The organism is Vibrio alfacsensis, assembly GCF_019670485.1.
Classification (GTDB): domain Bacteria; phylum Pseudomonadota; class Gammaproteobacteria; order Enterobacterales; family Vibrionaceae; genus Vibrio; species Vibrio alfacsensis.
Genome location: NZ_AP024166.1, coordinates 991,633 through 1,005,937, shown reverse-complemented (window position 1 = coordinate 1,005,937; position 14,305 = coordinate 991,633). Strand labels below are relative to the sequence as shown.

Annotated in this window: 14 protein-coding genes; 10 read left to right on the top strand and 4 right to left on the bottom strand. The window is 42.6% G+C overall.

Annotated elements, in window-relative coordinates; all coding sequences use genetic code 11:
* The first annotated feature begins 10 nt into the window (after positions 1-10).
* The 3 genes from VA249_RS18980 to VA249_RS18970 all read left to right on the top strand — a co-directional run bounded on the left by VA249_RS18980 (position 11) and on the right by VA249_RS18970 (position 1,963).
* Complete coding sequence (locus VA249_RS18980; RefSeq protein WP_221070319.1) at positions 11-547, top strand: phosphatase PAP2 family protein; 537 nt, start codon at positions 11-13, stop codon at positions 545-547.
* 230 nt (positions 548-777) lie between these two features.
* Positions 778-1,023, top strand: a complete 246-nt coding sequence (locus VA249_RS18975) for a hypothetical protein (protein WP_221070317.1) — start codon at positions 778-780, stop codon at positions 1,021-1,023.
* 295 nt (positions 1,024-1,318) lie between these two features.
* Positions 1,319-1,963 (top strand): helix-turn-helix domain-containing protein, encoded by a 645-nt coding sequence (locus VA249_RS18970; RefSeq protein ID WP_221070315.1) that lies wholly within the window; start codon positions 1,319-1,321, stop codon positions 1,961-1,963.
* Between the two features lie 131 nt (positions 1,964-2,094).
* Here VA249_RS18970 and VA249_RS18965 read toward each other — a convergent pair whose 3' ends face one another.
* Complete coding sequence (locus VA249_RS18965; protein WP_221070313.1) at positions 2,095-3,531, bottom strand: glyceraldehyde-3-phosphate dehydrogenase; 1,437 nt, start codon at positions 3,529-3,531, stop codon at positions 2,095-2,097.
* Between the two features lie 659 nt (positions 3,532-4,190).
* Between VA249_RS18965 and VA249_RS18960 the strand changes: the two genes are divergently transcribed.
* Positions 4,191-5,183: a Gfo/Idh/MocA family protein gene (locus VA249_RS18960; RefSeq protein WP_221070312.1), complete on the top strand. Its 993-nt coding sequence runs from the start codon at positions 4,191-4,193 to the stop codon at positions 5,181-5,183.
* Between the two features lie 196 nt (positions 5,184-5,379).
* On the opposite strand, the gene VA249_RS18955 is transcribed toward VA249_RS18960, so the two are convergent.
* Together VA249_RS18955 and VA249_RS18950 are read right to left on the bottom strand one after the other, a co-directional pair.
* A complete protein-coding gene (locus VA249_RS18955) occupies positions 5,380-6,714 on the bottom strand; it encodes an MATE family efflux transporter (protein ID WP_221070310.1) in 1,335 nt (444 codons plus the stop codon).
* 123 nt (positions 6,715-6,837) lie between these two features.
* Entirely contained in the window at positions 6,838-7,152 is a 315-nt protein-coding gene (locus VA249_RS18950; RefSeq protein ID WP_005442423.1) for a DUF496 family protein, read from the bottom strand.
* Positions 7,153-7,392: 240 nt separating this feature from the next.
* Between VA249_RS18950 and VA249_RS18945 the strand changes: the two genes are divergently transcribed.
* The 5 genes from VA249_RS18945 to luxQ all read left to right on the top strand — a co-directional run bounded on the left by VA249_RS18945 (position 7,393) and on the right by luxQ (position 12,601).
* Entirely contained in the window at positions 7,393-7,596 is a 204-nt protein-coding gene (locus VA249_RS18945) for a hypothetical protein (protein WP_223917805.1), read from the top strand.
* A 93-nt stretch (positions 7,597-7,689) separates the two neighbouring features.
* Entirely contained in the window at positions 7,690-8,343 is a 654-nt protein-coding gene (locus tag VA249_RS18940) for a YceH family protein (RefSeq protein ID WP_128813131.1), read from the top strand.
* The gene (locus VA249_RS18935) at positions 8,340-8,651 is read left to right on the top strand and encodes a GIY-YIG nuclease family protein (protein WP_221070308.1); all 312 of its coding nucleotides are present in this window, start codon (positions 8,340-8,342) and stop codon (positions 8,649-8,651) included. The genes VA249_RS18940 and VA249_RS18935 overlap by 4 nt, the downstream gene beginning before the upstream one ends.
* 276 nt (positions 8,652-8,927) lie before the next feature.
* Positions 8,928-10,025: an autoinducer 2-binding periplasmic protein LuxP gene (locus VA249_RS18930; protein WP_221070306.1), complete on the top strand. Its 1,098-nt coding sequence runs from the start codon at positions 8,928-8,930 to the stop codon at positions 10,023-10,025.
* A complete protein-coding gene (gene luxQ / locus VA249_RS18925) occupies positions 10,025-12,601 on the top strand; it encodes a quorum-sensing autoinducer 2 sensor kinase/phosphatase LuxQ (protein WP_221070303.1) in 2,577 nt (858 codons plus the stop codon). The genes VA249_RS18930 and luxQ overlap by 1 nt, the downstream gene beginning before the upstream one ends.
* Before the next feature lie 134 nt (positions 12,602-12,735).
* Here luxQ and VA249_RS18920 read toward each other — a convergent pair whose 3' ends face one another.
* On the bottom strand, positions 12,736-13,662 hold the full coding sequence (locus tag VA249_RS18920) for a DMT family transporter (RefSeq protein WP_221070301.1): 927 nt from the start codon (positions 13,660-13,662) through the stop codon (positions 12,736-12,738).
* A 150-nt stretch (positions 13,663-13,812) separates the two neighbouring features.
* Between VA249_RS18920 and VA249_RS18915 the strand changes: the two genes are divergently transcribed.
* Positions 13,813-14,265, top strand: a complete 453-nt coding sequence (locus VA249_RS18915; RefSeq protein ID WP_221070299.1) for an Lrp/AsnC family transcriptional regulator — start codon at positions 13,813-13,815, stop codon at positions 14,263-14,265.
* Positions 14,266-14,305: the final 40 nt, after the last annotated feature.

The following is a 14,305-nucleotide window of genomic DNA, read 5'->3' as shown; positions in this document are numbered from 1 at the left end:
GGCATCCTAAATGAAAAAAGCAATCCTATTACTCGCAACATTAGTTATGAGTTTTTCAATTCAAGCAAAATCAAAAACGGAATCGGCAGGTGATTACCTCCAGTTTGCGGTACCTCTAGCGGGTTTTGGTGTTGCGTGGCACAAGAATGACACAGAAGGGATGTGGCAGTTGGGTAAAGGAATGTTGATCACTGCGGCAATTACCCATGCGACCAAATGGGCGGTAGAAGCTGAAAGACCAAACGGTAAAAGTTTTAATTCTTTTCCAAGTGGTCACACATCAGCGGCCTTTAGTGGCGCTTCGTTTCTTCATCATCGCTACGGTATTGAGTATGGACTCCCTGCTTATTTGGCAGCAACGTATGTTGGTTACTCTCGTGTTTATGCTTCTAAGCACTGGGATATCGATGTGTTAGCAGGAGCAGCATTAGCCTATACCGTCAGTCATTTCGTCACAACTGAATTTAATGACCCAAATTTGAGTGTCGCCCCTGCACGATTTGGAAAAACAGATGCACAAGGAATCATACTCAATTATTCATTTTGATAAAGAGATGATGGGTTATTACTCCTTTATTTCGGAAATAATGGTAACGCCAACAGTGTGCGGGGCTATTACGACAATAACGTTATTAATTACTGTTTACTGGGTTTTATTGATGAAAACTAAGAAGAATGAACAGAACGGGTACTATACAGGTAGCCAGAAAATTTTTAGTCCTTTGGTGATCACATACTTTGTCGCGATTACATTTTTTTGGTCTGTGGTGATCACAAATGTCTAATCGTCCAAAACTAACAGTGAGACTTGTTGCTGTTGCACTGATGCTTAGTGCTATGCTTGGTGGTCTTATCGTCGGATTGCTCTTCATAGGCGGATATAATCAAAATATTCGTGAGCATTCATTAGAACTTCAAGAACAGATTGATGAGATTCGAAAAGACGTTGACAACATGCATCCGCACTATTTTCGACGTGATTCATCAGTTGGGCAACAAAGTTATCACTTAGAATTATGTTGAGCTGTAGAAGTAAGCAAAGTCCGTTTTTTGTAGAAATAATACCAATGGCAATATTATCTTTTGGATAGCTTAGTTTATGTTAGGTCGATCTGATTCATTACAGTATGGCGCCAAATGTTAGCCACTTAAGCTCATCACAATCATAGTTTTTGGTTACTTTAAGCGATAGGGTTATATCTTATATGATTGTTTGTGCATTCATATTTGGAGCTTTTTCTTTTCAAGGGGTTTCATTTCAAATACACTTGATCTCATATTTGAATGTTGTGGTATGTGTTTTAGGGTATATAAGAATATGAATGACCAAAATTATCAAGAACGAATCATGATGGTTATGCGAGAAAAGCACCTGACTAAGCAAAGTCTCGCAGAACTATCAGGCAAAGGTAAAGCGACGATCAGTCGTTACCTATCTAATGGTGACAATCGAACTACCCCAAACCTAGATGACATGGAAAGTTTAGCGAAAGCACTTGGCGTATCTGCGCATTGGTTGTGTTTTGGTATTGGTGAAAGAACTGGTAGCGCTGAGCAACTCAACAAGATGAGTGACGTCGGTGGGGCTCGTATTAAGGTATATTCTCGAGCTGAGGCTGGTCATTATATTGCAGGCGAGGAGGCAAAAGCGATTGATGAAATTTTAGTGGATAGCCAATATGCACAATGCTTTGGTGTGGAGTATCCGGTTCATCAAAGCCATGGTTCTCGATGGGATTGTTACGCCGTTGTGGAAAGTGGGCAGTATTGGTACAACGAAGATATGGTACTAGCGAGATTGGGCTCGAGTCCAACACCTGATTTTTATACGCTCATTCGAGCGGCAGATAGAATCATCGTCTATTACCAAGAAGATACAGCAAGAGACCCTATTCACCAAGGCAAAGAAGAAGACCTAGATATTATCGGTGTTGTTCGTTGGGGTACTTGGAAACGTCGCTAGGAAAAAACGCCTGAGTGAATCAGGCGTATAAGCGGGGGAAATTATATTAGTACTGCGCGAAGCGCTTATTATCTTAAATGATGTTGTTGTGCTCGTTACCCGTGGTGGTTAACGTTGTGGAGCAAAGTCACCTACTTTTTTGGGAAAGTTTGGTAACGAACACCCATCATTTGTTCCATACAGTGTACAACTTGGCAGCTGTAACCGAATTCGTTGTCATACCAGATGTACAGCACGCAGCGCTTCTCTTGAGCGATAGTCGCTTGTCCATCAACGACACCTGCATGACGTGAACCGACCAAGTCACTTGATACGATTTCAGTGGAATCCGTGTAATCAATTTGTGCAGACAATTCTGAATTCAGAGCTATGTCACGTAGGTATTCGTTGAGTGAATCACGATCCACATCCTCACCTAGGTTTAGGTTTGCAACTGCCATTGATACGTTCGGTGTAGGGACACGTATTGCATTACCAGTCAGCTTTCCTGCTAGTTCTGGTAGTGCTTTTGCTACTGCTTTTGCCGCACCCGTTGAGGTCAGCACCATGTTCAATGATGCGCTTCGACCACGACGATCACCAGAGTGGAAGTTATCGATTAGGTTTTGATCGTTTGTGTACGAATGAACCGTTTCGATATGCCCAGAAAGCACGCCGTATTTGTCGTTCAATGCTTTTAGCACTGGCGTGATTGCGTTCGTGGTGCAACTTGCCGCAGAAATGATGGTGTCACTGTCTTGAATGACGGATTCATTAACGCCAAACACGACGTTCTTGATATCACCTTTACCTGGGGCAGTCAGAAGTACTTTCTCTGCGCCATTACATGCCACGTGTTGACTTAAGCCCTCGGCATCACGCCAAACTCCCGTGTTATCGACTACCAGTGCGTTATTAATGCCGTACATTGTGTAATCAACGTCACTTGGGTTATTAGCATAGATGATCTGAATGTAGTTACCATTAATGATCAGGGCTTTACGCTCTTCATCAATGATGATGCTGCCGTTGAACTGCCCATGAACGGAGTCGCGTCGTAGCAAACTAGCACGTTTTTCCAAATCGCCTTTTTTGCCACCACGAACGACGATTGCTCGCAGGCGCAGTGGATAACCAGGCCCACTTTTTTCAATTAACAAGCGCGTAAGTAGGCGACCAATGCGACCAAATCCATAAAGAACGACATCACGTGCGGCAATGGAAGAGTCAGCATCACGAGCGCCGTGCAGAGCGGTGTGTAAGAAATCATTTAACGCAGAAGCATCATCGTGATCTTTCCAGTACATACCCGCAAGTTGACCAACATCAACACGGCAAGAAGAGATACTCATTTCGCAAAGCGCTTCGACAAACGGCATGGTTTGCTCAAGAGAAAGAGGGCTTCCAGTGTAACGTCTTGCGATACGGTGAGTTTTGAGAATGTCGATGGTGGTTGCGTTAATAAGTGTTTTACCAAATAGGACGACTTCGATTCCTTTTTGACGGTATAGCTTACCAATAAGAGGGGAGATAGATTCAGCAATTGTTTGGCTTGTTTGCCAGTCTTGGAGATATTTCTCTGGACTCATTGTTGTATTGGACCTTTCACGTTTGGGGGGCTGACCTTAATTTCGACCGATACCGTAACGTATAATTTCACCACAGCAGTAGAGTACGAAATAAGGATTGTAATTGGTTTGTAATAATTATGTGTGCGGATTGTACGGGTGGGACGCTTATTCTGCTAGGAAAAATAAATACAGCACTAGCTGATGCTTTTATCGTGATTGAGTTCGATTTACGTGATTAGTGTAACACCTTTATCCTATTGACTTTAAAAATTCTAATAACTTAATTTTTGATGATAATGTTTGAGTTCAATTAATTAGGTGCAAATATGAGATGTCGAATTGGCATATTTTAGTTCTGATCACAAAATGAGAGAGGTTGATGCAGAATTGCCCGCTATGGTGTCAATCATCTTACGTCTAAGCCCATTGAGGGCGTAATGGGCCTAATTTAAAAATGATTCAAATACAAAATTTTGTAACATGTCACAGTTTAAAACAGGGTTGAGGTTTGCTTTGCATCTGCGCGTAGGTGTTCAATTGGTCATCTTGACTGAGAAAAGATGAATTATGAGCAACTCGAACTATGATTGGTTGAGTTCATAAGCAAAGCTTGTTTTAATTTCGCTACAAAACCACATTATCTGTGGCTTACAGAGTGAGAATAAAAAGGATGTAAGATGTTCAAACTTGCTGTGATTGGAACAAACTGGATTTCCCAACAATTTGTTGAGGCCGCGATTCAAACCAAAGAATTCACTCTTCAGGCGGTCTATTCCCGAGAGTTAGAAAAAGCACGCACATTCGGCGAACCCTATAAAGCAAAATCTTATTACGATAATCTTGAAGCGCTAGGAAAAGATGCGGACATTGATGCTGTTTATATCGCGAGTCCTAACTCATTTCATGCTCCTCAAGCAATCCAGATGCTAAATGCAGGAAAACATGTCATTTGCGAAAAGCCCATGGCGTCAAATTACTCATTGGCAAAAGCGATGTTTAAGTGTGCAGAAGAAAACAACGTCGTACTCTTTGAGGCGTTTATGTCACCTTACACGTTGAATTTCCAAGTATTGCGAGACAGCTTGCCAAGCATTGCACCTTTGCGCCATGCGACCATCAGTTATTGTCAGTATTCGTCACGATATCAAAAATACCTAAATGGTGAGAACCCAAATACGTTTAACCCTGAGTTTTCAAATGGGTCAATCATGGATATTGGTTACTACTGCGTGGGTGCCGCGATTGAACTTTTTGGGGAACCAAATAGCGTTCAAGCAAGTGCTCATGTTTTACCATCGGGCGTAGATGGTTGTGGCAGTGTTACGTTGGCATACGATGGCTTTAACGTGAATTTACTCCACTCAAAAGTGAGCGACTCTCTTATTCCGAGTGAGTTTCAAGGAGAGCAGGGCAGTGTGTTGGTGGATATGATTGCCACAGGACGTGGCGTAGAACGTGTTTTGCGGGGTAGAGAAAAAGAAGTACTCACGTTACCTCAAACAGACAACCACATGTTTTATGAAGCGCAAGCATTTGCGCATCAGCTAAAACTGGGCTTGATTGATGAACAAACAAAGCAACGATCTTTGACGGTAGCGAAAGTACTGTCTGAAATTCGAATGCAAACCGGCGTTCTTTTTCCTACAGATAATGGTTTTTCCTGCGGATAAATGTCTCCTAGTAGATAAATGTTTCCCAGCAGATAAAACAGTGCTTGCTTTGTGCGACAATGCCGTGGTGGAGCAATCAACCTTAGTCGTTATGAATGCCATTCAGCCCTCGGAAGTTGGGCTGAATGGGAAGTTGGGTTGAATGGTTTAACGTTTATATACGTGCTAACACTGATTTAGGTGTTAACGAAATGACTTACTGTGATTGGCACAAGGTTAACTTATTAATCGTCTTACGATACGTCAGGTAAGCGGCAATCCCCGCGAATAGATTACCGATACAGGCTCCCATGAGCAGGCCTTGAATACCACCTAGCTGCGCGCCAATCCACAAGCAAGGTAGGAAGAATAAGAACAGACGCAACGCAGAAATGGTCAACGCTGTATAGGATTTGCCAAGAGCATTGCAAATGGACACCATCAACATGCACACGCCGAGAGAACCTAAACTGATTGGGACAATCATTAAGTGCATGTCGAGTACGTGTTTGACTTGATCGTCACTGGTCATCAACAAAGAGAGCGGGTCTGCCGCAACAAAAGTAACAACTGCAATAAGAAACTGGAATCCGAGGATGAATTTTACTGCAATGGTGACGAGCGCTTGAATGTCGGTATAGTTTTTTGCGCCTAATAGACGGCCAACCATTGGCGGCATCGACATGGTTAGAGCCAGCACGGAAACAATTGCAAAAAACTCATAGCGTGAACCGAGTGCCCAAGCTGCAACAGCTGCGGTACCAAAGCTGGCCAAGAGCTTAGTGGCTAGCATCGACGATAAAGGTGGCAATAATTGGCTTATCATTGCTGGCCCCATAATGTTTCCAATTGAAGCGACGCTCTTCATAATGTTTAAATCGTGCCATTGGAATGTTGCCCAATGATTCCGTTGTACACGAGGTGCAACGACTAAAATACCAAACCCAAATGCGAGAATGGTTGCAATTGCAGCGCCATTGATACCGAGATCAAAGGTAAAAATAAACAGTGGATCGAGGATCAAATTCACCACACTGGTTACCATCATCATGGTCCCTGGCAACATCGTGTTTCCGTTCGCGCGACAAATACTGTAATAGAAGTATAGTACGGCACCTACCCATGAACTGACTAACCACCAAGGCCAATAAGTGTCGATGATTGGCATCACGGTTTCCGGTGCACTCAGTAGCGAGAGTATTGGGTAGCGAAGTAACCAGATAATTACTCCAAATATCGCAACACCAATAGAACCGATCATAAGAACCAAACCACCAAGCTGTTTAGCATAGCGAGAATCGTTGGCCCCTAGCGCTTTCGAAATAACTGCCGTTGTCGCGATGCCTAAGCCTACTTGGATGCCAATGATCACCATCTGAAGAGGAAGGGTAAAGCCTTGCGCGGCTAGTGGTAAAATACCAAGTTGTCCAATGAAAGCACTGTCGACAAGCTGAAAACTCATCAAAGACAACACCCCAAATAGCATGGGCCATGTCATAGTAAACAGTTGTTTTGCAAGAGAGGGCTGTGCAGGTTCAGAAAGAGAAGACATAGCGTCCTAGGGTATTGTATGAGTAGATAGTATTCGTATTGTACATGCCGTATGGCGAAGAAACAAAAAGAAACCCCGAGCAAGTCGTCCTTGCTCGGGGTTGAATACTTAAACTATTCGGGCTTACTTTTTGCCGCTAGTTTGCTTGTCTTCTTCAGTCAATTCGCGGATACGGCGGCTGATGTCACGACGTGCTTTAGAGATTTCTGCACTCTTGATGATGTGATCATCCACGCGATCTTCGTAGTCAGCTTTCATATTCTTGATGATTGCTAGAATTTCATCGTGCGTCATTTCTGGCTTGATGTAGTCTAGTAGGTTTTCTAATAGGTCTACACGTTTGCGGTTGTCACGAACTTTTTTCTCGTTATCAAGTAGCTCACGTTTTAGTTTGTTTTTACGGCGAGCTTGGTTAACGATTTCAAATACGCTACTCATGGTTCCCTTTCCTAATTTGTGAAATATCTGACTCGATTAAAGCACAACATGTCCTTTCATAACAGTCTTTAGATCAAACCAAATGTCGAGTTGAGCATTTATCCATCAATTCTATTTGGCTGAAAATGTTCGTTACTTAAAAGCGTGTGCAATCTGAGATTCAAGCACTGTGACTCATTGTCATAGGCGTTTCTTCACTATATTATCGGTCTCATTCAATACAGAAAAATGAAGCTCGAAATGAACGCTGAGATTATTGCGGAGCAAATCGAAAGCCAAGAAAACGAGAACAGCAGAGACTCTTTGGCTGATAGACTCAAGGCAGCATACGTTGCAGCGAGAACGCAACTTGAAATCATCGAAGTTGAACTGAACCGTTCAAAGATCATGATGATAGATGAGAACGGAAAGATGACCAAAGTGTCCATTCTGTCAGAGCACTAAGACTTACCCCGATTCGCAAAGGGTGTCAGGTCTATGCGCTATGCTTTAGCCTGATACCCAAATTCAAATGCAAAAATAATAAGGAAATGCATTATGAAAGTTGAGCTAACGGCAATTGAAGCGCGCGTTATTGGTTGCTTAATTGAAAAAGAAGTGACTACCCCTGACCAATACCCTTTAAGCCTTAACGCACTGACGAATGCGTGTAATCAAAAAAGTAACCGCGAACCGGTTATGTCATTGTCTGAAGCGGATGTCCTTGATGCTATCGACGCCTTGATTGAGCGTCGACTTGTCAGTGATGAAAGCAGTTTTAATAGCCGTGTAAGCAAATATCAACATCGTTTCTGCAATACGGAATTTGGTGACTTACAACTGACAGAACAAGAGAAAGGCATCGTTTGCTGTATGTTACTTCGTGGTGCGCAAACACCCGGTGAAATCCGCACACGTACCAATCGTCTAGCGACATTCAGTGACGTAAAAGAAGTCGAAAATGTCCTTGAGCATTTAGCAAGCGATGAGAGAGGTCCACTAGTGGTTAAGTTGCCACGTGAGGCTGGCAAGCGTGAATCTCGTTACATGCACCTGTTTTGTGGCGAAGTGGACATGAGCGAACTTGCTGCTGCGGTCACGGCACCATCTTCTGCAAGCGCTGAGCGTATTACACAGCTTGAACAAGAAGTGGCACAATTAAAAGAAGAATTAGAAGCGTTAAAAGAGCAGGTTGAATCGCTACTTTCATGAGCGAACTCATCGAACACCGTTGGAGTGTGTATTTGATTCGTAATAACCGCAATGCATTGTATTGCGGTGTTACCAATGATGTAGAGCGTCGCTTCAAACAGCATCAATGTGGCAAAGGTGCAAAAGCATTGAAAGGGAAAGGGCCTCTGACATTAGAATGGTTCTCGCCTTTTGAAAGCAAAAGCACTGCGATGAAAGTCGAATATTTCATTAAACAACTATCTAAAAATAACAAAGAAGCACTGGTTTCATTGGGGACCAAGATAGTTGTCGATGATGAGCAGAAAATCAGAGTTGTGGACTGTTAAGAACCACAGCTTCTTGTTTTAAATAAACCGCTTTAAATGGCGGTTTAATTTTGTTTGCCTTTCATTAAACAAATGCGGTTTGGATATATCATTTTTTAACGCGCTAACAGATAATATTGAATGTGCCAACTAGGCTTATATACATATACCCAAGCATCTTGAAGTTACTTGGGAATAATAATGGCACATGAAATGAGTGAATCGAGTACAGGGATGACTCGGCTAGGTAGTAGAAGAGAGCGAGAATCGCTCAATATAAAGAGAAAAGAGCAACAAATGAGAAAATCGTTACTACTTTCCCTGATGTCGATAGCAGGCTTTTCGCCAGTAGCACAAGCCACTCAAGTATTGAATGGTTACTGGGCCTATCAAGATTTTTTAGAACAATTTCCGGAACAAAAACAGTTAACCGAACAGTTGTCTAAAGCCGTTAGAGATCGCCCAACACCGCTATCGGTTTCACAAAAGCGTCCTCTTCGAATTTCAGTCGTTTATCCCGGTCAGCAGGTATCGGATTATTGGGTAAGAAATATTGATGCTTTTGAGCAACGTCTCGACAAGCTTAATATTAATTATCAAATCAATCAGGTATTTACGCGTCCAAACTCAGATGTTAAGCAACAAAGCTTATCACTAATGGAAGCACTTAAGAATAAAACGGATTATTTGGTTTTTACACTCGATACAACAAGGCATCGCAAATTCATTGAGCACGTCCTTGATTCATCAAAAACAAAACTCATTTTGCAAAATATCACCACGCCAGTAAGAGACTGGGATGAACACCAACCTTTTTTGTATGTAGGTTTTGACCATGCAGAGGGAAGCCGAAAGCTCGCTGAGGAATTTGGTAAGCGTTTTCCTAGGCACAGCAATTACAGCGTGCTCTATTTTTCTGAGGGGTACATCAGTGATATTCGCGGTGACACGTTCATAGAGCAAGTCACTCGCAACAATCAGTTTGAGTTACAGTCAGCCTATTATACCAAAGCGACGAAAGCTTCGGGATATGATGCCACTAAAGCGAGTTTATCGAAGTACCCAGATGTGGAGTTTATCTACGCTTGTTCAACCGATGTGGCTTTGGGGGCTGTGGATGCATTGAAAGAGCTTGGTCGTGATGATGTGATGATTAATGGCTGGGGAGGCGGTTCTGCTGAGCTAAAAGCGATTGAAAACGGTGACTTGGATATTACTGTAATGCGAATGAATGACGACACCGGTATCGCAATGGCAGAAGCAATAAAGTGGGACCTAGAGGGCAAGTCGGTTCCGACCGTATACTCTGGGGACTTTGAAGTTGTGACTCAATCAGACTCGGCAGAGCGAATCAATGCTCTGAAAAAACGAGCATTTCGATACTCAGATAACTGATGACGAATATCCTAAACTCAAAAAAGCGTCGGTCACTCGCGACGCTTATTACCAAGATAATTATTCTTGTTCTTGCTCCTATCATTCTTGGGATATTTGTTCAAAGTTACTATTTTTCTAAACAAATCATCGGGCAGGAAGTCGCACGCACCAAACAACAGACCTCTGCGTTGGTTCATAGCATCTTTGATAGTCAGTTTGCTGCACTTCAAATTCATCACGACAGTAACTCTAAGAGTGAAGTAGTTCGCCAGTTTTATGCCGATAGAAATGAAGAAATCCTCAATTATTACTATTTGAGCGTGGATCAAAGTGACCCATCGCATACCCCAGAATTTCGCTTTTTAACCAATCATCAGGGAATCATTTGGGATGATGGGAATGCACAGTTCTATGGCATTAATGACCTTGCACTGGACAACCTTGCTGGCGAGATCGCCTTTAGTAACAATTGGTACTACATCAACGTAATGACATCGTTAGGCTCTAGGCACATGTTGGTTCGCCGAGTGCCAGTATTAGCAGCTTTAAATGGTGAAGTGCTTGGGTTCTCATACAATGCCGTTGTGTTGGATAACAACTTTGCTCTGATGGAGAAGCTCAAACGTGAGGGAAACGTCGACAATGTTGTGCTTGTTGCCAATGAGATTCCACTTGCAAGTTCAACGACCGGAAATGAAAGTTATACATTAGGCGATGTCGTTAAAAATAAAGGTAAGCAACGAACACTCGAAAATCTGCTGATCATTGATACGCCAATCAAAGTAAATTCGGTTGAGACAGATCTGTGTTTGCTTTCGGTTCAAGATAATCAAAGTGTTGTGACGTTGCAGATCCAGCACATATTGGCAATGTTTGCATCGATCATCGGTATGATCATGATTGCATTGCTTACGAAAGAGTGGATAGAGAGTAAAGTTTCTGAACAGCTTGAATCGCTAATGTCATACACGCGGTCTGCCAGAGAGGAAAAAGGGTTCGAACGTTTTAATGGTTCAGATATCGAGGAATTTGATGATATTGGTTCGACTCTCGAAAATACATTTGAAGAGCTAGAAGCTCAGAAAAAATCATTTCGAGACCTGTTTAAATTTGCGTTATCCCCGATTATGGTTTGGTCTGCTGACGGTGTACTTATTCAAATTAACCCAGCGGCGGGAAAAGAGCTATCGATTGATGATCATCAGCGAGTCATTCTTCCAGTCTTCACCGAGTTTAAGGAGAAGTTAGCTCCGCACCTTCGAATGGCGGCTCAAGGGGCGACTCTAACCGGGGTTAACGTGCCGATTGACGATAAAGTGTATCGTTGGAATTTGTCTCCAATCCGCGTGGAAGATGACATCAGCGGGATTATCGTACAAGGACTGGATATCACGACGCTGATTGAAGCAGAAAAACAGAGTAATTTAGCGCGTCGAGAAGCCGAAAAGTCAGCACAATCTCGGGCAGACTTTTTAGCTAAAATGAGTCATGAAATCCGTACTCCAATCAACGGCATACTTGGTGCTGCGCAGTTGATGCGAGATTCACTGGAAACGCCAGAACAGAAAAGCCAAATTGATGTTTTAAGTCACAGTGGTGAACACCTTCTTGCGGTACTGAATGATATTTTAGATTTCTCAAAAATTGAGCAAGGGAAATTCAATATTCAAAAGCACACTTTTGCCTTTGCTGACACGGTACGAACCTTAGAAAATATTTATCGCCCGATTTGTGTTAACAAGGGGGTCGAGTTTGTGATTGAGAATCAACTTGATCCAAGCGTTGAGATTTTTACTGACCAAATTCGGTTGAATCAGATTTTGTTTAATCTGGTGAGTAACGCCGTTAAATTTACCCCTTCAGGGCAAATACGCTTAACGGCCAAGTTAGGACAGTATTACGCCAAAGAAAGCGGAGCCTTAGTCGTTGAAGTGGAAGATACCGGAATCGGCATCGAGGCGAGTAAGCTTGAGCAAATGTTTGAACCTTTTGTTCAGGAAGAAGCCTCGACAACAAGAGAATATGGCGGCAGTGGTTTGGGACTAACCATAGTGAAAAACTTGGTTGATATGCTGGATGGTGATGTTCAGGTTCGCAGTCGCAAAGGATACGGCACAACATTCCTCGTGAAGTTACCGGTCAAGGAGCGAGAGAGAGTATTTGATGCACAAGACGCTGATCATAGAATGCCTGCAGGCCAGTTATTTGATGAATCTCTGAAAGTGTTATTAGTTGAAGATAACCATACTAACGCCTTCATTTTAAAAGCCTTTTGCCAAAAGTATAAGATGAATGTCGATTGGGCCAAAGATGGCTTAGAAGCGATCGAAAACTTACAAGAATACAGCTATGATCTGATTCTGATGGATAATCAGTTGCCTCATTTAGGGGGGATTGAGACAACCAAGGAAATCAGACTCAATTTACGGTTAGGTACCCCTATTTATGCATGTACTGCCGATACCGCAAAAGAAACCGGAGATGCATTTATGGCTGCTGGCGCAAATTATGTGTTATTAAAGCCGATTAAAGAAAAAGCTCTTCATGAAGCTTTTGTCGACTTCAAGCAGCGATTTTTTATGGAAAAAGCTTAGTTTCATGAAAAAAGATTAGTCTCATGAAAACAACATAACAATGCTTGTTTACCTGCTTGTATTTAGTCAACGGTGTTTGTTTAGTTAACGACTTGTGTTCAGTTAGCTATGTTCAGTTAACTATGTTCAGTTAGCTACTTGTGTTTAGGTGGGCAATATTGTTGGTTAATAGGTTCTCTATTAAAGAGGTTACTGGCGGCAATGCCCCCAAAAGTAATGAAAGTGAGCGCTATCCATGTTGAAGTGTTTGGAGTCTCATTAAAAATGGGAATCGCAAGTAATGTGGCAACCATTGGCGTGAGAGAACCAAATGCGGCACTTGCTTCCGCCCCAATTGTTCGAACCGCATAAAGAAAAGTATAAGAAGCGATTAATCCCGCTCCAATCCCTTGGAGTAGTATATGTCCGAGTAATGTTTCCCACGGCCATTCGCTCAAAGGGATTTGTGCGAGGTAACTCTCTAGCCACCCCATACTGACGCTAATGATGAGTAAGCCCAAGGAAATCAGTGCGACGAATCCAGCGGCCACATGGGCGCTAAGATTCGCCACCCGTGCACTGATGGTGAATAGTGCCCACATTAAACTGCCTAGTAATAGCAAAGAGTGCCCATAGAGTTGCTTCCAATGGTATTGAGAACCAAGATTCGATAGTAAAAAAACGATAATGCCAATCAATAACATAGTTAGCCCCAATTTTCTGATTGTACTCAAGGGTTGCTGATAACAAACAATGGCAATACAAGAGACAAACAACGGTAAGGTTCCTGGGATTAGCGCACTGCCGTGTGAGACTGGTGCATACTGCATTGCAGTGCTCGCAATTAAGAGGTAGGGAAAGCCGCTCCCCACGACCATGCCGAACAAGTAACGTAGAGGAATGACCGTGATACGGCATTTATGCTTGATGACGAAAGGCAGCATGACGAGAGCTGGCAATAAGAAACGTGTCAGTGCAATATCTGCGGGTTGTAAGGCTGATATTGCACCACCTTTGAGCGACAGAAAAAAACCTGACCACAGCAGTACTGTCGTGATGATTGCAGCGTATCCCATTGCCATTTTCCTATTCATGCTTTTGGTGTAAACGATATGTTAATTATGACGTGAATGTTCGGCTCATTGGTGGCAAAATAGCGCTCAATATCAAGGTCTTTTAGTTAACTCTAGCGCGAGATGGTGAAATTTTGATGAAATTTGGCAGGAGGCCGAATGGATAAGATAGATAAGATGCTGCTTCATTTAGTTCAAAACAATGCAACATTAACGACTTCAGAGTTGGCCGATATGGTCGGACTGTCAGCCTCTCCTTGTGCTAGACGTATCAAACGTTTAGAGCAAACAGGGGTCATCTCTGGCTACCAAGCTGTACTTTCACGGAGTAAGATTGGCATCTCAATGACGGTATTTGTTGAAGTCAGTTTGAACAATCACCAAGCATCATCCATTGATGATTTTGAGTCAGAGATCACTCAAATTGAAGAGATCATATCGTGTCATGTCGTATCCGGTGCATACGACTATTTACTTGAAGTGGTGACTAACGATCTGAAAGGCTATGAAGCGTTTATGCGAAAAATTCAGCGACTTAGCAATGTCAAAGATATCCATTCACATCTTGCAATACGGCAAGTAAAAGGAAACGGAAGTTTACCTATTTACTGATCAGCTTATCCATTTAGTCATCAGTTTATCCGTTTGTTGA